Here is an 18,733-nt window from a genome sequence, read left to right on the forward strand (position 1 = left end):
CGGCCGGAGCGGTGGCCGCCGGGGCGCTGCCCTGCCTGGCCTTCCCCGCCCCGGCGCTGTGGTGGCTGGCGTACGTGGCGCTCGTGCCCTGGATGCTGCTGCTGCGCACCGCCCCCACCGGGCGCCGGGCGGCCCTGGAGGGCTGGCTGGGCGGGGCCGGGTTCATCGTGGCGGTGCACCACTGGCTGCTGCCGAGCCTGCACGTGTTCCTCGTGCCCCTCGCCGCGCTGCTGGGGCTGCTCTGGACGCCCTGGGCCCTGCTGGTACGGGAGTTGCTCGGCGGGGCGCCGCGTCCGGGGCGGGCGGCCGCCGCGCTGCTCCTGGTACCGGCGGGGTGGCTGCTGTCGGAGCTCGTCCGGTCCTGGCAGGGGCTGGGCGGGCCGTGGGGGCTGCTGGGGGCCAGCCAGTGGCAGGTGCAGCCCGCGTTGCGGCTGGCCTCCCTGGGCGGGGTGTGGCTGGTGAGCCTGCTGGTGGTGGCGGTGAACTGCGCGGTGGTGCTGCTGGTGGCCGTGCCGGGGGCGCGGGCCGCCGCGGTGGCCTCGTTGGCGGGGTGCGCGGTGCTGACGGGGGTGGTGTGGCAGTGGCTGCCGCGCCCCGAGGCGTCGGGCACGCTGCGGGTGGCCGTCGTCCAGCCGGGGCTGGTGGGCGGGGCGGACAGCGCCGAGCGGCGTTTCGCCGTCGAGGAGCGGCTCACCTCGCAGCTGGCGGGGACGCACCCGGATCTGGTGGTGTGGGGCGAGAGCAGCGTCGGCGCGGACCTGGCGGCGCGGCCGGACCTGGCGCGGCGGCTGGCGGAGCTGTCCTCGCGGGTCGGGGCCCCGCTGCTGGTCAACGTGGACGCCCGCCGCTCGGACCGGCCGGGGATATACAAGAGCTCGGTGCTGGTCGGCCCCCAGGGTCCCACCGGCGACCGGTACGACAAGATGCGGCTGGTGCCCTTCGGTGAGTACATACCGGCCCGGTCGGTGCTGGGCTGGGCCACCTCGGTGGGGAAGGCCGCGGGCGAGGACCGCAGGCGGGGCGAGGGGCCGGTGCTCATGGACCTGCCCGGCGGGGTCCGGATCGGGCCGCTGGTGTGCTTCGAGTCGGCCTTCCCCGACATGAGCCGGCACCTGGCCGACGACGGCGCCGGGGTCCTCGTCGCCCAGTCCTCGACCTCCACCTTCCAGCACAGCTGGGCACCGGCCCAGCACGCCTCCCTGGCGGCCCTGCGCGCCGCCGAGACCGGCCGCCCCGTGGTGCACGCCACCCTGACCGGGGTCAGCGCAGTCTTCGGCCCCTCCGGCGAGCGGATCGGCGAGGCCCTGCCCACCTCGGCCAGCACCGCGTCCGTGTACGAGGCGCCGCTGGCCCGGGGCACGACCCCCTTCGTCCGCTTCGGGAACTGGCCCGGCGGGGCCTGTCTGGCGGCGCTCGCCCTGTACTACGCGGCCCGGGGGGCCCGGGCGGTCAGGTTCACGCGGTCTGCTCCAGCGCCGTCAGCACCACCCGCTCGCACAGTTCGTGGGTGAGCAGCGCGTCCCGGGCGCTCAGCACCTTGCCGGTCCCCACGGCCTCCAGGAAGGTGTCCACGGCCTGCTCGATCCCGCGCTGGCGGGCCACCGGGACCCAGTCCCCGCGCCGGCGCACGGTCGGCTGGCCCTTGTGGTCGATGACCTCGGCGAGGTTGACGACCTGGCGCTTGGAGTCCTGTCCGGAGACCTCCAGGACCTCCTCGGTGGAGCCCGAGAGCCGGTTCATGATGCCGAGGGCGGTGAACCCGTCACCGGACATCTGGAGCACCACCTGTGACATCAGCCCCTCGCGCACCACCGCGCGGACGTCGATGTGGTCGGCCTCGCCGGGCAGCAGGAAGCGCAGGGTGTCGACGACGTGGATGAAGTCGTCCAGGACGAGGGTGCGCGGGTCCTCGGGCAGTCCGACCCGGTTCTTCTGCAGGACGATCAGCTCGCGCGGGTGGTCGGCGCACTGCGTGTACCCGGGCGCGTGGCGGCGGTTGAAGCCGACGAAGAGGGAGGTGCCGCGCTCCTCGGCCAGCTCGACCAGACGCCGCGAGTCGGCGAGCTCGTAGGCGAGCGGCTTGTCCACGTACGTGGGCACGCCCGCCTCCAGCAGCCGCTCCACGATCTCCGGGTGGACGCCGGTCGGAGCGTGCACGAAGGCGGCGTCGAGGCCCTGGGCGATCAGCGCGCCGAGCGAGGCGTGGCGGCGGCCCTCGGGGACGTGGTGGACCGCGCCGAGCCGTTCCAGCGTGGCGGGGGTGCGGGTCTGCAGGTGCAGCTCGACCCCGGGACGGGTGGTGAGGACGGGCAGGTACGCCTTCTGCGCGATGTCGCCGAGTCCGATGACGCCGACCTTCACCGGGAGCCTCCTGGTATGTGCCGTATGGGACGTGCGCAGCTTAATCGCTGGTCGGCGGCGGCGCGTTCGGCCAGGATGGCGGCCATGACGACCTCCCACGCAAACGACCGTACCGAGCCCTCCACCACCGCCGGCGAGCGGGAGATGCTCGACGGCTGGCTCGACTACCACCGCGCCACCCTCGCCTGGAAGTGCGAGGGCCTCTCCGAGGAGCAGCTGCGCAGCACCCCGCTGCGGCCCTCCGCGCTGAGCCTGCTGGGCCTCGTCCGGCATATGGCGGAGGTGGAGCGGTACTGGTTCCGGGAGATCTTCCTGGGCGAGGATCTGCCCGACCTGTACAGCACCGCGGAGAACCGGGACGGGGACTTCGAGTTCACCGACGCCGACACCTGGACCGACGCGCAGAAGGTCTGGCGCGAGGAGGTCGAGCTGGCCCGGGGCGCGGCGGCCGGCCGCTCCCTGGACGCGGCCTCGGACCCGGCGAGCCACCACCGGGGCGAGGCGTTCAGCCTGCGCTGGATCTACACGCACATGATCGAGGAGTACGCCCGCCACAACGGGCACGCCGACCTGCTGCGCGAGCACATCGACGGGGTCACGGGCGACTGACCGGGGACCGGCCGCGGCGGGCGCTGTCCGCCGGACACCCCCTCCGCGTCACCCGTGCGGGGTCAATATCGGCTCAGGGTTTTCACAACGGGGCCCTGGCACATCAGAGTTGCCCGGGTGCATCCAACCCGAACCTCGACGAAACTGCTCCTCGGAGCCGCCTGCGCCGTCTCGGCGGTCTCGGCGGTCTCCGGCTGCGTGAACGTGAGCCCCGCGCCGATGCGGCCGGCGGGCTCCCCCTCGGAGGGGGTGCCGCCCCGGCACGAGCCGCGCGGGGGCCTAGGGGCGTCGCCGGTGGTGGTCCAGGCGCCCGCCCTGGAGGCACTGAAGGCGGTGCCCCGGGACGGCGTCGCCCGGCCGTCGGCCCCCACGGCCGCCGGCCGGGGCACGGGACGCACCGGGCCCGGGGCCGCGGCGGAGGCCGCACCGGGCGGGCGGCCCGTCCCGGACATCCCGGAGCCACGGGGGCACGCCGGGCACGCCGAGCGGCTCCCCGCGGGCCTTCCCGAGGCGGTACGGCCCGACGCCCAGGTGCCGCGCGAGCTGGCGCGGGAGCTGCCGGTCCGCCCGGCGGACGTGTGCGCGCTGGGCCGCCGGCACGGGCACTGGAAGCCGGACAGCCCGGAGTCCCGCGTCTGCGCCGGCGTCCACGAGGGCTGACCGGCGGCCCGGAGGGCTCAGACCCGGCGGAAAGCTCAGGGCGACTGCTCGGGGAACGGCCGGGATCCCGGCCCCGGCTCCGCCTCCAGCCGGCGCTCCAGCCGGGCGATGGCGTCCCGCACCCCTGCGCCGTACCGGTCGTCGGGCAGGGCCCGGGTGGCGGCGCGAGCCCGGGCGAGGTGCCCCCGGGCCGCCTCGGGCCGGCCCAGCTTGAGGTAGTCGGCCGCGAGGCTGAGGTGCAGCGAGGGGTAGAAGACCCGCACCGCCTCCCCGAGCCCGTCGGCGGCGCCCAGGGCCCGCAGGTCCCAGGCCAGTTCGTCGGCGGGGTCGTCCTGGGCGTCGGCCATGTAGTGGGCGAGCGTGCAGCGGTGGAGGGAGTCCCCGTCCTCACCGATCTCGGACCAGATCTCGTTGAGCCGGTTGCGGGCCTCCTCGCGGTCTCCCGCGTGCAGCAGGATGACCGCCTGGCCGATCCTGGTCATGACGGCGTCCTCCGACGCCTCCTGCTGCTGCTCCGTCAACGGGGCCTCCGGCTCGCTCCGCCGGACCTGGTCCGGTCCGATCATCAAGAAGCTAACCGCAGGCACCGGCTCCGGCGCCTAGGCGCGGTCGGGTGTCAGCCCAGGTCCGGGATCCGCCAGTCGATCGGCTCATGGCCCTGGGCGGCGACGGCCTCGTTGATCTGCGTGAAGGGCCGGGAGCCGAAGAACTTCTTGGCCGACAGCGGCGAGGGGTGGGCGCCCTTGACGATGACGTGCCGCTCCTGGTCGATCAGCGGGATCTTCTTCTGGGCGTAGGCGCCCCAGAGCACGAACACGCAGGGGTCGGGCCGCTCGGACACGGCGCGGATCACCGCATCGGTGAACTTCTCCCAGCCCTTGCCCTTGTGCGAGTTGGGCTCGGCCTCGCGGACGGTGAGGACGGCGTTGAGCAGGAGGACGCCCTGCTGGGCCCACGGCATCAGGTACCCGTTGTCCGGGATCTCCAGGCCGAGCTCCTCCTTCATCTCCTTGTAGATGTTGCGCAGCGAGGGCGGGGTCCTGACCCCGGGCCGCACGGAGAAGCACAGGCCGTGCCCCTGGCCGGCGCCGTGGTACGGGTCCTGGCCGAGGACGAGCACCTTCACCTTGTCGAACGGCGTGGCCTCCAGGGCCGCGAAGACCTGCTCGCGCGGCGGGTACACCGGCCCGTTCGCCCGCTCCTTCTCGACGAACTCGGTGAGTTCCTTGAAGTAGGGCTGGTCCAGCTCCCCGCCGAGGACGGGGAGCCACGACTCGGGCAGCATCTGGGTCACGTCGACAACCTCCGGTACACGTTCCTGCAACTCCTCAGAACCTACCGGGCACCACTGACAACGCCGCGCCCCGGGCGGCCGTCCCGCCCGGGGCCGCCGTCACCAGCTGGTCTTGCGGTACAACTCCCACATCTGCATGGCGGTCTGGGGGTCCAGGGCCCGCTCGGCCCCGGCGATGTCCTCGCGGGCGCCCACGTACAGCTTGCCCTGCCACAGCGGCAGCAGCCGGACGTCCTGCGCGAAGATCTGCTGGGCCTGCTCGAACTCCCTCACGCCGGCCGCGCGGTCGTCCTCGCGGCGGGACTTGGGCAGGATCTCGTTCTGGATCGTGGCGTTCTCGTACGGGGTGCCGACCGCGTTCTCCTTGCCGACGAAGGGCGCGATGAAGTTGTCCGGGTCCGGGAAGTCGGGGAACCAGCCGCGGCCGAAGACGGGGTACTGGCCGGTCTTGTAGCCGACCTGGAAGTCCTTCCAGGGCTTGCCCCGCAAGGTGATCTTGAAGAGGCCGCTCTCGTCGAGCTGCCGCTTGAGCTCGGTGAACTCGTCGGCCGTCGAGCCGCCGTAGCGGTCGGTGGTGTACCAGAAGGTCAGCTCCACGGGGGTGGTGATCCCGGCGGTCTGGAGGAGCTTGCGGGCCTTGTTGACGTCGGCGTTGCCGTAGAGGTCGTAGAAGGGCGTCTTGTGGCCGACGACCCCCTTGGGGACCATCGAGTACAGCGGCTCGGCCGTGCCCTGGTAGACCTTGGTGACGAGGGCCCCGCGGTCGATGATCTGCGCGATGGCCTGGCGCACCTGCACCTTGGCGACCTGCGGGTCCTGGGGGTTGAAGACCAGGTAGCGGATCTCGGCGCCGACGTTCTCGACGACCTGGACGCCCTTGTCGTGCGAGGCGGGGCTCTGGAGGTCCTTGATCTCCGGCGCCGACAGCCCTCGGTAGGTGGCGTCGATCTCCTTGTTCTTCAGGGCCGCGACCATCTCGTCGGACTTCTTGAAGTAGCGGATGGTGACGCCGTCGTTGCGGCGGTTGGCGAAGCCCTGGTAGCCCTCGTACTGGTCGAGGACCGCCTCGGAGCCCTCCTTGTACGAGCTGAGCAGGTACGGGCCGGAGCCGGTGACCTCGCCGTCCGTGCGCAGCTTGTCGGCCGGGTACTCCTTCGGCGCGACCAGCGAGGCGGCGGGCGAGCCGAGGACGTACGGGAAGGTGGCGTCGGGGGTCTTCAGGTGGAAGACGACCGTGAGCGGGTCGGGGGCCTCGATCTTGTCCAGGCTCTCGAAGAGGCCCTTGGGGCCGACCTGGGAGTTGATCGTCCTGATGCGGTCGAGGGAGTGCTTGACCGCCTTGGAGTCGAGCGGCTCGCCGTCGGAGAACTTCAGGCCCTTGCGCAGGGTGCACCGGTAGGCCATGTTCGCCGTGTCGGTGAAGTCGCAGCTCTGGGCGGCGTCGGGCTGCGGCTTGGTGCTGCCCGTCGGGAAGGCCAGGAGGGTCTGGTAGATGTTCCGGTAGAGCTCCCAGGAGCCGTCCCAGGCGTTGGCGGGGTCGAGGGTGCTCGGTGCGCTCGTCGTGCCGACGGTGATCCTTTTCGCGGCGGCGTCGGAGTCGTCCGAAAGCAGACCGCATCCGGCGACCAGGGATATGGACGCAAGGGCCGCAGTGATCTGCAGGCTTCTGGTCCGGTTGAACACGTGCACGCTCCTCGATCAGCCACCGGGTGCGGCAGACCCTACCTCAGAGCTTCACTTTTCCAATGGGCAGGTTTAGTGAGGCTCTTGACCGTTTTCGCGCGCGTTCGATACGTATTTGCCTCCCGTCGGGAGGCAAATACGTCCGGTTATCGGTCAGTGCACACCGGCATTCAGGAACATTCCCCCGTCGACCACGAGCGTCTGTCCGGTAATCCATTCCGCTTGTGCAGATGTAAGAAATGCGGCCGCGCCCCCGATGTCCTCCGGGACCCCGAGCCGGCCGAGCGGATAGGCCGCCGACGCCTCCTGCTCGCGGCCCTCGTAGAGCGCCTGGGCGAACCTCGTCTTGACCACCGCCGGCGCGATCGCGTTGACCCGTACCCCGGGCGCCATCTCGTGCGCGAGCTGGAGCGTGAGGTTGATCATCGCCGCCTTGCTCATCCCGTACGCCCCGATGAAGGGCGAGGCGGAGACCCCGGCGATGGAGGCGATGTTCACGATCGCCCCGCCGTTGTCCTTCTGCCAGGCGTGCCAGGTGCGCTGGGCGAAGCCCAGGGCGGAGATCACGTTGGTCTCGAAGACCTTGCGCGCCACCTGGAGGTCCAGGTCGGCGATCGGCCCGAAGACCGGGTTGGTGCCCGCGTTGTTCACCAGGAAGTCGACGCGGCCGAAAGCCTCCATAGCCCGGTCCACGGCGGCGGCCTGGTGGGCATCGTCGTGTGCCTTTCCGGCCACACCGAGCGCCCGGTCGGCCCCGAGCCGTTCCACGGCTTCCTTGAGCGCCTCCTCGTTGCGCCCGGTGATCACCACCCGGTCGCCCCGGGCGACCAGCGCCTCGGCGATCCCGTAGCCGATGCCCCGGCTCGCCCCGGTGACCAGCGCGACCTTGCCGCTGTCCGTGCCGTGGGCCGTGCCGCTGTCCGTGCCGTTGTGCGTCATGCCGTACGCCCTGCCTCTCCGGGTGTGTCGTCAGTTGAGCGGGCCGCCGGCCACGTAGAGCACCTGGCCGGAAATGAAGCCCGCGGCCTCGCCGGTGAAGAAGGCGATGGCGTGGGCCACGTCCTCGGGGAGGCCCACGCGCTGCACGGGGATCTGCGAGGCGGCGGCGTGCTGGAACTCCTCGAAGCCCATGCCGACGCGGGCGGCGGTCTGCGCGGTCATCTCGGTGGCGATGAAGCCGGGGGCGACGGCGTTGGCGGTGATGCCGAACTTGCCGAGCTCGATGGCCAGGGTCTTGGTGAAGCCCTGGAGGCCGGCCTTGGCGGCGGCGTAGTTGGCCTGGCCGCGGTTGCCGAGGGCGGAGCTGCTGGAGAGGTTCACCACGCGCCCGAACTTGGCCTCCACCATGTGCTTCTGGCAGGCCCGGGCCATCAGGAACGCACCGCGCAGGTGGACGTTCATGACGGTGTCCCAGTCGGTGTCGCTCATCTTGAAGAGCAGGTTGTCGCGGAGCACGCCCGCGTTGTTCACCAGGATGGTCGGGGCGCCCAGCGTGCTCGCGACCCGCTCGACGGCCGCCTCCACCTGAGCGGCGTCGGAGACGTCGCAGCCGACCGCCAGGGCCCTGCCGCCGGCCGCCGTGATCGCCTCCACGGTGTCCTTGCAGGCCGCCTCGTCGAGGTCGAGCACGGCGACGGCCCGGCCTTCGGCGGCCAGGCGCAGGGCGGTGGCCGCGCCGATGCCCCGGGCGGCCCCGGTGACGATCGCGACGCGCTGCTCGGTGGTGGACATGCTGGTTCTCCTCGCCCTTGAGAGACGGCCGCCCCAGGTGAGCGACCGCTTAGTACCTTCAGCTGAGGAGACGCTAGGAGTCGCGGCACCCGGTGTCAACGGGGCCGCTCCGTCAGCGGACCAGCAGGTCCAGCAGGCGCTCCACCTCCGCGGCGGGATCGGCCGTCAGACCGGTGTGCACCGGCCCCGGCTGGACGACCGTGCTGCGCGGGGCGATCAGCCAGCGGAACCGCCGCCCCGGGTCGTCGCCCGCCGCCTGGCCCGCCCGCTCCCCGCCCGCGCACAGCCCCTCGACGGCGCGCAGCGCGGCCCGGACCCCGGCCACGTCGGCCCGGGGGTCCAGGGCGAGGAGCTTGGCCTCGTCGAGGTGGGTGCGCGCGGCGACGTAGGAGTGCGCCCGGCAGTAGACGATGACGCCGGCGTTGAAGCACTCGCCGCGCTCCATCCGGGGCACCACGCGCACCAGCGCGTATTCGAACACGTCCCGCTTGCTCACTGGTCGCCGCTCTTCTGCTGGTTCTCGTTCTCGTTCTTGCCCCTGCCCGTGCCGGGCTGGGGAGGGAGGCGCTCGGCGAGCCAGCCCGGCGGCCCGGACTGCGGCCTGACCTCGGCCTCCATGGTGATCCTCTCGTGGATCGTCGCCGCGCGCGGCAGCAGCGCCTCCACATAGGCGCGTCGCACCGCGTCGGGCGAGTCGAAGCCGGGCTCGTCGACGAGCCACTCGTCGGGGACGTCGGCCGCGACCTCGGTGAGCAGCTCCTCGGTCACCCGGGGGGCCAGCTCGGCGGCGGCCGCCGCGATGTCCGGGCCGACGGGGGCCAGGACGTGGTCGGAGGCGTTGTAGGGCTTGGCCGCGGCGGCCTGGGCGGTGGGCCAGTTGTGGTGCCAGATCATCGTGGCGCCGTGGTCGATGAGCCAGAGGTCCCCGTGCCAGACCAGCATGTTCGGGTTGCGCCAGGACCGGTCGACGTTGTTGATCAGCGCGTCGAACCAGACGACGCGTCCCGCCTCGACGGGGTCGGCCCGGTAGGCGAGCGGATCGAAGCCGATCGACCCGGGCAGGTAGTCCATGCCCAGGTTGAGGCCGCCGCTGGCCTTGAGCAGCTCCTGCACCTCCTGGTCGGGCTCGCCGAGCCCGATGACGGGATCGAGCTGCATCTGCACCAGCCGCGGCACCCGCAGCCCCAGCCGCTGCGCGAGCCGCCCGCAGACGACCTCGGCGACCAGCGTCTTGCGGCCCTGGCCGGCTCCGGTGAACTTCATGACATAGGTACCGAGATCATCGGCCTCGACGATCCCCGGAAGCGAGCCGCCCTCCCGCAAGGGAGTGACATAGCGGGTCGCCGTCACTTCTGTGAGCATATGCGCAGATTATCCGTTCGTAAGCCCTTGCGGTCCAAGGGGCGTTCCTCCCCGCCAGGGTAGGCGTCGTGATCCGCGCTCCCCGGAACCGGCCGCGGGACGCGGGAGTTGACGGCCCTCCGGGGTAGACGACCGCCTGGCGAAAGGACGGGCCTGATGGGCGAGATGTTGATCGGAACGTGTTCCTGGACGGACAAGGCCCTTGTGGCCGGCGGCTGGTACCCGCCCGGGCGGCGCGACCCGGAGGGGCGCCTGCGGCACTACGCCGAACGGTTCCCCGTCGTGGAGGTCGACGCCGGCTACTACGCCCTCCCCAGCGTGCGCAACAGCATGCTCTGGGCTGAACGCACCCCGCCGGGCTTCCGCTTCGACGTCAAGGCGTTCTCCCTGCTCACCGGACACCCCACCCGCACGGCAGCCCTCCCCGCGGACCTGCGCGGCTACGGCGCCGGGGACCCGGAACTCCTCGACGAGGTCTGGCACCGTTTCGGCGCGGCGCTGCGGCCGCTGGAGGAGGCCGGCCGGCTGGGCGCCGTACTCTTCCAGTTCCCGCCCCGGTTCACTCCCGGCCCGGGGGCCGAGGCGGTGCTGCACCGCACCAGGAAGCGGGCGTCCCGCTGGCCGATGGCCGTGGAGTTCCGCCACCCGGACTGGTGGCGTGAGGACCGGCGGGAACGCACCGCCGCCCTGTTGCGGGACCTGGGCGCCACCGCGGTGGCCGTCGACACGGCGCAGGGGCTGCCCACCTCCATGCCCCCCGTCACGCCGGTGACCTCCCCGGCGCTCGGCGTCGTCCGCTTCCACGGCCGCAGCGCCGCCTGGGGGACCGGCAGCAAGGAGGACCGTTTCCGGCACGCGTACGACCGGGCGGAGCTGCGGGAGTGGCTGCCGCGCCTGCGTTCCCTGGCGAGCCGGGTGGAAGAGCTGCACGTCCTGTTCAACAACTGCTGCGGCGACGCCGCCGTACGCGCCGCCGAAACCCTGCGCGGCCTCCTGGATCCCCACGAGGCGGCCGCCCCGCGCGACGCGGGGGTCAGGGGTGCGCGGACCACTGGGAGAGCAGTTCCGCGGTCGTGGTGACGGATGCCACCAGGGCCAGGGTGTTGCGGATCACCTCGGTGGTGCAGGAGGCGGGGACTCCGGCGATGGCGTCGGCCGGGACCACGACCTCGTAGCCTAGGTTGACGGCGTCGAAGACGGTGTTCGGGATCGCGATGTTCGAGGAGACCCCGGTGACGACGAGGGTGCGGATGCCGAGGTTGCGCAGCAGGGGGTCCAGGTCGGTTCCGGCCATCGGGGAGAGTCCGTGCAGCCGGCGTACGACCAGGTCCCGGCCGTCCACGGTGAGCGGGGCGGCGATCTCCACCGCCCGGCTCCCGGTCAGCTGGCGCACGGGCAGCTTCCCGGCGGCGCGGAACAGCCGTGCGTTGGTACTGGCCCCGAGCCCGTCGGGGCGCCGCTCCGCGACCGCGTGCACCACCTGCACCCCGGCCGCGCGCGCCGCCGCCACCAGGGCGGCCACCCGGCCGAGCATCCCCGATTCCCGCGCCGCCGCGGCCAGTTCGGGCAGGGCGCTCTCCTTGCCCACGACCCCGTTCTGGCATTCGACGGTGAGCAGGGCCGTGGTGGCGGGATCGAACTCCGGCATGGCTCCCCCTGGTGCGCCGACGCGAGAGCACGCATGATTCCTGACACACAGTCAGATGTGAAGGGTGCGGTGCGCATGGACGCAAGGAGCACGGACGGGCCCGCGACGCAGCGGCGGGGCCGTCGCATCATGATGACCGGCGAGGAGGTGGACGTCTTCCTGCGCGAGCAGCGGACCTGCCGGGTGGCCACGGTCTCCCCGGACGGCCGCCCGCACGTGGGCGCCCTGTGGTTCGCCTGGGACGGCACCTCGCTGTGGCTGTACTCGATCATCCGCAGCCGCCGCTGGTCCGACCTGCGCGAGGACCCGCGGATCTCGGTGGTGGTGGACGCGGGAGAGGAGTACGGGCAACTGCGCGGGGTCGAACTGTCCGGCACGGCCGTCTTCGTCGGCGAGGCGCCGCGCACCGGTGAGCCCTGCCCGGAGCTCGCGGAGGCGGAACGCCTGTTCCCGGTGAAGAACTTCGGCATCGAGCAGATGCCGTACGACGGGCGACACGCCTGGATCCGGCTGACCCCGGAGTCGGTCGTCTCGTGGGACTTCCGCAAGCTCTAGGGAGACGCCGCTAGACCCGGGCGGCGGCCCCCTCCAGGGCTTCGACGGCCGCGCGCAGGGAGGGGCGCCGGTCGGCGTCCGCGCGCCAGACGGCGTACACGTGACGCCGTACGGTGTCACACACCGGCAGCAGGCGCACCCCCGGCGGAACCGGCCCCCGGCCCAGCCGGGGTGTCACGCACACGCCCAGCCCGGCTTCGACGAAGGCGAGCTGGGTGTGGTGCTCCTCGGCGATGTGCGCGACGCGCGGCTCGACGCCCACGCCGCGCAGGGTGAAGACCAGCCATTCGTGGCAGAACTGCCCCTCGTTCCAGGAGATCCAGTCGTCCTCGGCGAACTCGGCGAGGGTGACCTGCGTCCGGCCGGCCAGCGGGTGGTCCGCCGGGACCGCGATGTCGGCGGCGTCGTCGAGGAGGTGGAGCCGGGTCAGCTCGGCGGGGACCGGCATGCGCTTGTTGTGCCAGTCGATGGCCAGGGCCATGTCGAGGTCGCCCCGGACCACGGCGGCCATGCTCTCCTCGGGCACCATCTCGCGCACCAGCACCCGCAGCCCGGGGTGGCCGGCCCGCAGGGCGGTCAGGGCCTGGGGCAGCAGCCCGCGCATGGCGGTGGGGAACGAGCCGATCCGCAACTCCCCCACCGCACAGCCGCGCTGGGCCTCGACATCGGCCTGGGCGCGCTCCACCTGGGAGATGATCCGGGCGGCGTGGTCGGCGAGGAGCCGTCCGGCGTCGGTGAGCCGGATCCCGCGGCCGTTCTTGGACAGGAGGGGCTGGCCGACCTCCCGCTCCAGCTTGGCCATCTGCTGCGAGACCGCCGAGGTGGTCACATGGAGGCCGCAGGCGGCCCCACTGACCGAGCCGTGGCGGGCGAGGGCGTCGAGGGTGCGCAGGCGCTCCAGGTTCAACATGTAAGCGATGCTACGGCGTTGCCCGCAGAAAGTCTCGCTTGTCCTACGAGGTCGGGCGGACCAGAGTAGGGCCCATGAGCGCACCGACCGCCCCGCACCCCGCCCCGTCCACCTCCTCCGCCCCGTCCGCCCACCGCGGGACCGGCCGTTCCCGCGCCCTCGACTGGCGCGTACGTTTCGCGCTGCTCTCGGTGGTGTGGGGCTTCAGCTTCCTGTTCATCAAGGTGGGGACCGGGGCCTTCGCGCCCTTCCACGTCGCCCTCGGCCGCGTGTTCTTCGGAGCGCTCGCCCTCCTGGCGGTGCTGCTGGTGCGCCGCGAGCCGCTCCCCCGCAGCCGGCGCACCTGGGGGCACCTGACGGTGGCCGCGCTGCTGCTGAACACCGGCCCCTTCGCGCTCTTCGCCTACGCCGAGCAGTCCATCACCTCGACCCTGGCCGGGATCTGCAACGCCACCTCCCCGCTGTGGGGCATGGCGCTCTCGCTGGTCGCGCTCTCCGAGGACCGCCCCACCCGCCGCCGGTTCGCGGGGCTGGGCCTCGGCTTCCTCGGGGTGCTGACGGTGCTGGGCGCCTGGCAGGGCTTCACCGGCGTCGACGCCCGGGGCGCCGCCCTGGCCCTGCTGGCCTCGCTCTGCTACCCGGTCGGCTGGATCTACGTCCGCCGCACCCTGGCGGGCGCCGCCGGCTCGCCGGTCGCCATGACGGGGGCCCAGCTGATCGTCGCCACCGGGCAGCTGGCCGTCGTCAGCGCCCTGTTCACCTCGGCCCCCACCTCCTTCCCCCTGTGGCCCACGCTCGCGGTGGTGACCCTGGGGGCCCTGGGCACGGGAATGACCCTCCAGCTGCAGTACGGCCTGGTGGCCGAAATGGGCCCGACCACCGCGCAGATGGTCACGTACTTCATCCCGGTGATCGCCACCGCGGCCGGCGTCCTGGTCCTGGGCGAACAACTGCACTGGAACACCCCGGTAGGCGCCCTGATCGTCCTGGCAGGCGCAGCCCTCACCCAGTCCCGCCCCCGGCCCCGCAAGACCGCCTGACCCCGCGCCCCACGCGGCCAGGGCCCCCGCGCGCGGTGCGGCGGGGGCCCTGGCGTGCGCGTGCTCAGGCGAAGCGGGCGCCCGCCGCCGGGCGGACCGCCGCCGCGACCGCGTCGGCCAGGGGCAGGAGGTCGCGCCGGTCGAGGGTGGAGACGGTGATGCGCACCCCCGGCGCCGCCTCCACCCGGTAGACGGACCCCGGGCGCACCGCCCAGCCCGCGGTCATCAGCCGGGTGACCACCGCCGTCTCGTCGGCCACCGGCACCCAGACGTTCATCCCGCTGCGCCCGTACGCCGGCACGCCCCGCTCGGCCAGGGCGGCGACGAGCCCGTCGCGCCGCAGCCCGTACGAGCGCGCCACCGCCTCCGCGTCCACGGCGCCGGTGGTCCACAGCTCCACAACCGCGCTCTGGAGCAGCCGGCTGACCCACCCCGGGCCCAGGCGCTGCCGGCCCCGGACCCGGTCCATCGTCACCGCGTCACCCGTGAGCACCGCGAGCCGCAGGTCGGGGCCGTACGCCTTGGCGGTGGAGCGGATCAGCGCCCAGTGCCGGGTGACGCCGCCCAGGGGGCACAGCGGCAGGTCGACGATGCCGTTGCCGTGGTCGTCCTCGACGACCAGCACCTCGGGCCGGCCCGCCAGCAGCTCCCGCAGCAGCGCGGCCCGCTCCGGGCCCACCACCGCCCCGGTCGGGTTCTGCGCCCGGGCCGTCACCACCAGGGCCCGGGCCCCGGCTTCGAGCGCCCGGGCCACCGCCTCCGGCCGCGGCCCCTCGTCGTCGACGGCCACCGGCAGCACCCGCAGGCCCAGCGCCGGGACCAGGTCCAGCACGCTCCCCCAGCCCGGGTCCTCCACCGCCACCGCGTCCCCCGGCCGCAGGTGGGCGGCCAGCACCCGCTCGATGCCGTCCAGCGCCCCCGAGGTCACCGCCAGGGCCCCCGCCGGCACCCCGTCGGCCTCGAAGCCGGCCCGGGCGAGCCGGGCGAGCTCCGGGAGGACCGGCTCGTCCCCGTAGCGGGTGGGGGCCTGGGCGTACCGGCGGGCGGCGGCGGCCAGCGGCCCCTCCAGGGAGGGCAGCAGCGCCAGGTCCGGGTTGCCGTCCGTGAGGTCCCGCACGCCCTCCGGCACCTCGGGCGGCGGCGCGTCGCGCGGAGCACTGGCGGGTCGCGCACGCACCCGGCTGCCGCGGCGCCCGTCGGTCTCGATGACCCCGCGCTCGCGCAGCGACCGGTACGCGGCCGCCACGGTGTTGGGGTTGACCCCCAGCTCCCCCGCCAGCTCCCGCATCGGCGGCAGCAGCGCTCCGGGCGCGAGGGCGCCCGAGCCGACGCCCGCTTCGATGCTCGCCGCGATGTCCGATGCGCGGCGCCCGCTGATCGTATATTCTCCTAGCACAAAGCCAATTATGCACTAGTACAACGGAGATCGCACCATGGGCGTCACCCCCGTCGACTACGCGCCGACCGAGCGCACCGTCCCGAGCCGCTCCCGCGACCGGGCCCGGTACGACCGCGAGACGGTGCACGCGATACTCGACCAGAGCTACCTCTGCCACCTGGGCTTCGTCCGCGACGGCGCGCCGGTGGTCCTGCCGACGCTCTTCGGCCGGGTGGGCGAGACCCTGTACGTGCACGGCTCCACCGGTTCGCGCCCGCTGCGTGCGGCGGGCAAGGAGGACCCGGGCCTGCCGGTCTGCCTGACGGTGACGCACGTGGACGGCCTGGTCCTGGCCAAGTCGGCCTTCCACCACTCGATCAACTACCGCTCGGTGGTCGTCCACGGCACGGCGTACGAGGTCACCGACGAGGCGGAGCGCCGGATGGCCCTCGACGCCCTGGTCGACCACGTCGTGCCCGGCCGCTCGGCCGACTCCCGGCCCGCCAACGCCAAGGAGCTCGCGGCCACGGCGGTCATCCGCCTGGACCTGAACGAGGTCTCCGCGAAGCTCCGTACGGGCGGCCCCAACGACGACGCCGAGGACCTGGACCTGCCCCACTGGTCGGGCGTGGTCCCGGTGGCCCCGGCGTACGGGACCCCCGTCCCGGCCGCCGAACTGGCCCCCGGCATCGCCGTCCCGGACTACGTCAGCGCGCTCTGAGCCTCCCGGGCGGGCCGGTCCGCGGGCCGGTCCGCCCCGCCCGCGGGCCTGCGCGCCTCGGCCACGATCAGCGCGCCCACCGCCGCCAGCAGCAGTGCGGTGCCCAGCACCACGGCGCCGGTCAGCCGCTCCCCGAGCACCACGACCGCGATGGCGGCCGCGCTCACCGGCTCGATCAGCATGATCACCGACACCGTCGCGGCCCGCACCGCCGCGGCCCCGGTGAAGTACAGGGCGTACGCCAGGGCCGTCGGCACCACGGCCACGTACACCAGCAGCCCGAGCACCCGCGCCGGCTCCCCGGTGTGCGGCAGCAGCCCCTCCACCGCCGCGAGCGGCAGCAGGCACACCGTGCCCACCCCCACCGACCAGGCGGTGGTCACCAGCGGGTCCCCGCCCGCGCCGCGCCGCCCGAGCCACCGCGCCCGCAGGGTCATCCCCGCGTACCCGGCGGCCGACAGCAGCGCCCAGCCGACCCCGAGCGGCCTGACCTCACCGCCCCCGGAGCCCAGCACCAGGACGGCCAGCCCGCCCAGCGCGCCTCCGACGGCGGCCACGCCGCCCCAGCCCAGCCGCTCCCCCATCCAGTACCGCGCGCCCAGCGCGATCATCACGGGCCCCGCGCCCAGGGTGACCACGGTGCCGACGGCCAGGCCGGTCTCACGGACGGCCCCGAAGTAGGCGGCCTGGAAGAGGGTGAACATCAGACCGGTCGCGATCAGCGAGGCCGCCGAGGGCCGGCGCCCACGCGCCGCCCGCGCGGGACGGCGACGGCGTACGGCCAGCACCCCCAGCAGCACCACCAGCCCGCCGGCGCTGCGCCAGAAGGACAGGGCGAGCGGACCGAGATCACTGGCCAGGAAGAGGAGGGAGGCGGCCGCCCCGGCGGTGCCCCAGGCGACTCCGGCGACGACGAGGTAGAGCAGGCTGCGCCCGGTGGCGGGCGAGTGGTTCGACACGTGGTTCTCCGTGCTCGCGTGAAGGATGAGGGTGAAGGGTCATCGCTTCGCGGGCAGCACGGGCCCGCCCCGGGGATCCCCGGGGCCGGCCTCTCAGGAGGGTGGCGGCCGCCCGCGCTAGGCGGCGGGCGGCGAGAGCACGGTCGAGTACATGGTGAGCACCCTACGCCCCGGCCGCCGTCCGGACCAGACCGCTCCTCAGGCCCTGGCCTTCTCCGGTTCGGCCCCGGTCCCGGCCTCCGGCAGGACCGATTCGCCCACCACCGCCGGCCCCGGCCGCGAGGACTGCGCGATGAAGGCCCCGCCGAGCACCAGCGCCCCGCCGGCCATCTGCCAGGCCGAGAGGTGCTCACCCAGCAGGACCCAGGCCAGCACGGTCGCGACGACGGCCTCCAGATTGGCCACGACACCCGCCACCTGCGGCGAGAGCATGCGCACGGAGACCACACCGGTCAGGTACGCGGCCACGGTGGCGACCAGCACCACCCAGCCCAGCAGCACCGCCGCGGGCACCCGCAGGCCCCCCAGCGCGGCGTCCCCGGCCAGCACCTGCCAGTCCATCTGCCAGGGGCGGGCCAGTACGGTCATCACCAGGGCGCCGACGATCATGCCGAACGCGATCACGCCCATGGGGTCGGGCACGTCGTCCCCGTCGGTGCCCTGGTCCGCGAAGACGAAGTAGAACGCCTGGCAGCAGGCGGCGGCCAGTCCGAGCAGCACCCCGAGCGGGTCCAGGCTCAGCCCGGCCCAGATCTCGACCACGCAGGCCAGCCCGGCCACCGCCACCGCCGCCCCGGCCGCGGCCGCCCGGGTCACCGGCTTGCGCTGCACGAACCGGATCCAGCCGAGCAGCAGCGCCGGCCCCAGGTACTCCAGCAGCAGCGCCACACCGACCGGGATCCGCGACAGGGAGGCGAAGTAGAACGCCTGCACACCCGCGACGGCGACCAGCCCGAAGCCGGCGATCAGCAGGGGCCGCCGCCGCACCAGGCCGCGGTGCCGCCAGGCCAGGGGCGACAGCACCAGGGCCGCCCCCGCCACCCGCAGCCACACCATGTGGAGCGGGTCCAGACCCGCCTCGATCAGCGGCTTCGCCGCGACGCCGGAACCACCGAACGCACACGCCGAGACGAGGGCGAGGCCCAGTCCGGCGTTCTTCCCTGACGCTTGCATCGGGCCATCATGACAGGGCGCGTCAGGAGCGTCACCAGTGTGACGCCTGTTGAGACGGAGCCGATACCGAACGTTCCGCCCTCCTGGATCTGACGGTCCATCAGTATTGAATGTTCCGACCCCCGGGACTACGTTCCGCCGCACGTACCCGACGAGAAGGGGTGGACGCATGGCTGAAGTCACCGCGGAATCACGCATCGAGGCGCCCGCCGCGAAGCTCTGGGCCCAGCTGACCGACTGGGGCGCGTACGGCCAGTGGAGCATGACCCACACCGACTTCCCGAAGGGCGGCCCCGAGACCCTCGCGGTCGGCACCACCTTCACCGAGAAAATGAAGATGATGGGCTTCCCCGCCGAGGTCCTCTGGACCGTCTCGGAGCTGGAGGACCAGCGCCGCTTCGCGATCACGGGCAAGGGCCCGATGGGGGTCGCCGTCCTCACCCGGTACACCCTGACCCCCGACGGCGAGGCCACGAAGGTCCGTATCGACGGGGAGTTCACGGGCGCCGCGGTGTCCCTGATGGCGGGCAAGCTCAAGGACTCGGCGACCGCCGCGCTGAACGAGTCGCTGCGCCGGCTGGCCACCCTGGTCGCCTGACCGGCCCGCACACGCCCGCAGGGCGGCGCGCCCGCGAGAGCTCTCGCGGGC

General features: G+C 73.4%; 21 protein-coding genes. 8 read left to right on the forward strand and 13 right to left on the reverse strand.

The window, feature by feature from the left end; genetic code table 11:
- The first annotated feature begins 11 nt into the window (after positions 1 to 11).
- Positions 12 to 1,511 carry an apolipoprotein N-acyltransferase gene (gene lnt / locus ABZ716_RS21485; RefSeq protein ID WP_358960879.1) on the forward strand — a complete coding sequence of 500 codons (1,500 nt, stop codon included), beginning with the start codon at positions 12 to 14 and terminating at the stop codon, positions 1,509 to 1,511.
- Here the strand turns inward: lnt and ABZ716_RS21490 are convergent.
- The gene (locus tag ABZ716_RS21490; RefSeq protein WP_358960882.1) at positions 1,456 to 2,361 is read right to left on the reverse strand and encodes a Gfo/Idh/MocA family oxidoreductase; all 906 of its coding nucleotides are present in this window, start codon (positions 2,359 to 2,361) and stop codon (positions 1,456 to 1,458) included. The two genes, lnt and ABZ716_RS21490, sit on opposite strands and share 56 nt — an antisense overlap.
- Positions 2,362 to 2,445: 84 nt before the next feature.
- Between ABZ716_RS21490 and ABZ716_RS21495 the strand changes: the two genes are divergently transcribed.
- Together ABZ716_RS21495 and ABZ716_RS21500 are read left to right on the forward strand one after the other, a co-directional pair.
- A complete protein-coding gene (locus tag ABZ716_RS21495; RefSeq protein WP_358960884.1) occupies positions 2,446 to 2,970 on the forward strand; it encodes a DinB family protein in 525 nt (174 codons plus the stop codon).
- Positions 2,971 to 3,087: 117 nt separating this feature from the next.
- A complete protein-coding gene (locus ABZ716_RS21500; RefSeq protein ID WP_358960886.1) occupies positions 3,088 to 3,630 on the forward strand; it encodes a hypothetical protein in 543 nt (180 codons plus the stop codon).
- A gap of 35 nt (positions 3,631 to 3,665) precedes the next feature.
- On the opposite strand, the gene ABZ716_RS21505 is transcribed toward ABZ716_RS21500, so the two are convergent.
- From ABZ716_RS21505 to ABZ716_RS21535, 7 genes are all read right to left on the reverse strand, one after another.
- Positions 3,666 to 4,196 carry a hypothetical protein gene (locus ABZ716_RS21505; protein WP_358960889.1) on the reverse strand — a complete coding sequence of 177 codons (531 nt, stop codon included), beginning with the start codon at positions 4,194 to 4,196 and terminating at the stop codon, positions 3,666 to 3,668.
- Between the two features lie 50 nt (positions 4,197 to 4,246).
- On the reverse strand, positions 4,247 to 4,915 hold the full coding sequence (locus tag ABZ716_RS21510) for a uracil-DNA glycosylase (RefSeq protein WP_351888307.1): 669 nt from the start codon (positions 4,913 to 4,915) through the stop codon (positions 4,247 to 4,249).
- A 108-nt stretch (positions 4,916 to 5,023) separates the two neighbouring features.
- Positions 5,024 to 6,607, reverse strand: a complete 1,584-nt coding sequence (locus tag ABZ716_RS21515; RefSeq protein ID WP_358813645.1) for an ABC transporter substrate-binding protein — start codon at positions 6,605 to 6,607, stop codon at positions 5,024 to 5,026.
- Positions 6,608 to 6,760: 153 nt separating this feature from the next.
- Positions 6,761 to 7,546: an SDR family oxidoreductase gene (locus ABZ716_RS21520; RefSeq protein WP_358960891.1), complete on the reverse strand. Its 786-nt coding sequence runs from the start codon at positions 7,544 to 7,546 to the stop codon at positions 6,761 to 6,763.
- Positions 7,547 to 7,576: 30 nt separating this feature from the next.
- Positions 7,577 to 8,338, reverse strand: coding sequence for a 3-oxoacyl-ACP reductase FabG (gene fabG, locus ABZ716_RS21525; protein WP_358813647.1), 762 nt, complete (start codon positions 8,336 to 8,338; stop codon positions 7,577 to 7,579).
- Positions 8,339 to 8,450: 112 nt separating this feature from the next.
- Positions 8,451 to 8,834 carry a DUF3037 domain-containing protein gene (locus tag ABZ716_RS21530; protein ID WP_351888250.1) on the reverse strand — a complete coding sequence of 128 codons (384 nt, stop codon included), beginning with the start codon at positions 8,832 to 8,834 and terminating at the stop codon, positions 8,451 to 8,453.
- On the reverse strand, positions 8,831 to 9,700 hold the full coding sequence (locus ABZ716_RS21535; protein ID WP_358813648.1) for a HipA family kinase: 870 nt from the start codon (positions 9,698 to 9,700) through the stop codon (positions 8,831 to 8,833). The genes ABZ716_RS21530 and ABZ716_RS21535 overlap by 4 nt, the downstream gene beginning before the upstream one ends.
- A gap of 156 nt (positions 9,701 to 9,856) precedes the next feature.
- Between ABZ716_RS21535 and ABZ716_RS21540 the strand changes: the two genes are divergently transcribed.
- Positions 9,857 to 10,780, forward strand: coding sequence for a DUF72 domain-containing protein (locus ABZ716_RS21540; protein ID WP_358960893.1), 924 nt, complete (start codon positions 9,857 to 9,859; stop codon positions 10,778 to 10,780).
- Here ABZ716_RS21540 and ABZ716_RS21545 read toward each other — a convergent pair.
- Positions 10,734 to 11,348, reverse strand: a complete 615-nt coding sequence (locus tag ABZ716_RS21545) for an isochorismatase family protein (RefSeq protein WP_358960895.1) — start codon at positions 11,346 to 11,348, stop codon at positions 10,734 to 10,736. The genes ABZ716_RS21540 and ABZ716_RS21545 overlap by 47 nt on opposite strands.
- A 75-nt stretch (positions 11,349 to 11,423) precedes the next feature.
- Between ABZ716_RS21545 and ABZ716_RS21550 the strand changes: the two genes are divergently transcribed.
- Complete coding sequence (locus ABZ716_RS21550) at positions 11,424 to 11,903, forward strand: pyridoxamine 5'-phosphate oxidase family protein (protein WP_358813651.1); 480 nt, start codon at positions 11,424 to 11,426, stop codon at positions 11,901 to 11,903.
- A gap of 10 nt (positions 11,904 to 11,913) precedes the next feature.
- Here the strand turns inward: ABZ716_RS21550 and ABZ716_RS21555 are convergent, their stop codons facing one another.
- Positions 11,914 to 12,813 (reverse strand): LysR family transcriptional regulator, encoded by a 900-nt coding sequence (locus ABZ716_RS21555; RefSeq protein ID WP_358813652.1) that lies wholly within the window; start codon positions 12,811 to 12,813, stop codon positions 11,914 to 11,916.
- Between the two features lie 74 nt (positions 12,814 to 12,887).
- Here ABZ716_RS21555 and ABZ716_RS21560 point away from each other — a divergent pair, with 74 nt between their 5' ends.
- Complete coding sequence (locus tag ABZ716_RS21560; protein ID WP_358813653.1) at positions 12,888 to 13,853, forward strand: DMT family transporter; 966 nt, start codon at positions 12,888 to 12,890, stop codon at positions 13,851 to 13,853.
- 64 nt (positions 13,854 to 13,917) lie between these two features.
- On the opposite strand, the gene ABZ716_RS21565 is transcribed toward ABZ716_RS21560, so the two are convergent.
- Positions 13,918 to 15,249 carry an aminotransferase class I/II-fold pyridoxal phosphate-dependent enzyme gene (locus ABZ716_RS21565; RefSeq protein WP_358813654.1) on the reverse strand — a complete coding sequence of 444 codons (1,332 nt, stop codon included), beginning with the start codon at positions 15,247 to 15,249 and terminating at the stop codon, positions 13,918 to 13,920.
- A gap of 37 nt (positions 15,250 to 15,286) precedes the next feature.
- On the opposite strand from ABZ716_RS21565, the gene ABZ716_RS21570 reads away from it, so the two are divergent.
- The gene (locus ABZ716_RS21570; RefSeq protein WP_358960897.1) at positions 15,287 to 15,952 is read left to right on the forward strand and encodes a pyridoxamine 5'-phosphate oxidase family protein; all 666 of its coding nucleotides are present in this window, start codon (positions 15,287 to 15,289) and stop codon (positions 15,950 to 15,952) included.
- Here the strand turns inward: ABZ716_RS21570 and ABZ716_RS21575 are convergent.
- Together ABZ716_RS21575 and ABZ716_RS21580 are read right to left on the reverse strand one after the other, a co-directional pair.
- Positions 15,934 to 16,911: an EamA family transporter gene (locus ABZ716_RS21575; protein ID WP_358960899.1), complete on the reverse strand. Its 978-nt coding sequence runs from the start codon at positions 16,909 to 16,911 to the stop codon at positions 15,934 to 15,936. The genes ABZ716_RS21570 and ABZ716_RS21575 overlap by 19 nt on opposite strands.
- A 198-nt stretch (positions 16,912 to 17,109) precedes the next feature.
- On the reverse strand, positions 17,110 to 18,084 hold the full coding sequence (locus tag ABZ716_RS21580; protein WP_358813657.1) for an EamA family transporter: 975 nt from the start codon (positions 18,082 to 18,084) through the stop codon (positions 17,110 to 17,112).
- A 169-nt stretch (positions 18,085 to 18,253) separates the two neighbouring features.
- Between ABZ716_RS21580 and ABZ716_RS21585 the strand changes: the two genes are divergently transcribed.
- On the forward strand, positions 18,254 to 18,682 hold the full coding sequence (locus tag ABZ716_RS21585) for an SRPBCC family protein (protein ID WP_358960901.1): 429 nt from the start codon (positions 18,254 to 18,256) through the stop codon (positions 18,680 to 18,682).
- The last annotated feature ends 51 nt before the right edge of the window (positions 18,683 to 18,733 follow it).

Source organism: Streptomyces sp. NPDC006687, from assembly GCF_040636215.1.
Lineage (GTDB): Bacteria > Actinomycetota > Actinomycetes > Streptomycetales > Streptomycetaceae > Streptomyces.

Bases quoted from the DNA above. Each gene is read 5' to 3' on its own strand.
- ABZ716_RS21495 (WP_358960884.1), top strand. From the start codon at position 2,446: ATGACGACCTCCCACGCAAACGACCGTACCGAGCCCTCCACCACCGCC.
- ABZ716_RS21505 (WP_358960889.1), bottom strand. From the start codon at position 4,196: ATGATCGGACCGGACCAGGTCCGGCGGAGCGAGCCGGAGGCCCCGTTG.
- ABZ716_RS21510 (WP_351888307.1), bottom strand. From the start codon at position 4,915: ATGCTGCCCGAGTCGTGGCTCCCCGTCCTCGGCGGGGAGCTGGACCAG.
- ABZ716_RS21520 (WP_358960891.1), bottom strand. From the start codon at position 7,546: ATGACGCACAACGGCACGGACAGCGGCACGGCCCACGGCACGGACAGC.
- fabG (WP_358813647.1), bottom strand. From the start codon at position 8,338: ATGTCCACCACCGAGCAGCGCGTCGCGATCGTCACCGGGGCCGCCCGG.
- ABZ716_RS21535 (WP_358813648.1), bottom strand. From the start codon at position 9,700: ATGCTCACAGAAGTGACGGCGACCCGCTATGTCACTCCCTTGCGGGAG.
- ABZ716_RS21540 (WP_358960893.1), top strand. From the start codon at position 9,857: ATGGGCGAGATGTTGATCGGAACGTGTTCCTGGACGGACAAGGCCCTT.
- ABZ716_RS21545 (WP_358960895.1), bottom strand. From the start codon at position 11,348: ATGCCGGAGTTCGATCCCGCCACCACGGCCCTGCTCACCGTCGAATGC.
- ABZ716_RS21550 (WP_358813651.1), top strand. From the start codon at position 11,424: ATGGACGCAAGGAGCACGGACGGGCCCGCGACGCAGCGGCGGGGCCGT.
- ABZ716_RS21555 (WP_358813652.1), bottom strand. From the start codon at position 12,813: ATGTTGAACCTGGAGCGCCTGCGCACCCTCGACGCCCTCGCCCGCCAC.
- ABZ716_RS21560 (WP_358813653.1), top strand. From the start codon at position 12,888: ATGAGCGCACCGACCGCCCCGCACCCCGCCCCGTCCACCTCCTCCGCC.
- ABZ716_RS21570 (WP_358960897.1), top strand. From the start codon at position 15,287: ATGGGCGTCACCCCCGTCGACTACGCGCCGACCGAGCGCACCGTCCCG.
- ABZ716_RS21580 (WP_358813657.1), bottom strand. From the start codon at position 18,084: ATGCAAGCGTCAGGGAAGAACGCCGGACTGGGCCTCGCCCTCGTCTCG.
- ABZ716_RS21585 (WP_358960901.1), top strand. From the start codon at position 18,254: ATGGCTGAAGTCACCGCGGAATCACGCATCGAGGCGCCCGCCGCGAAG.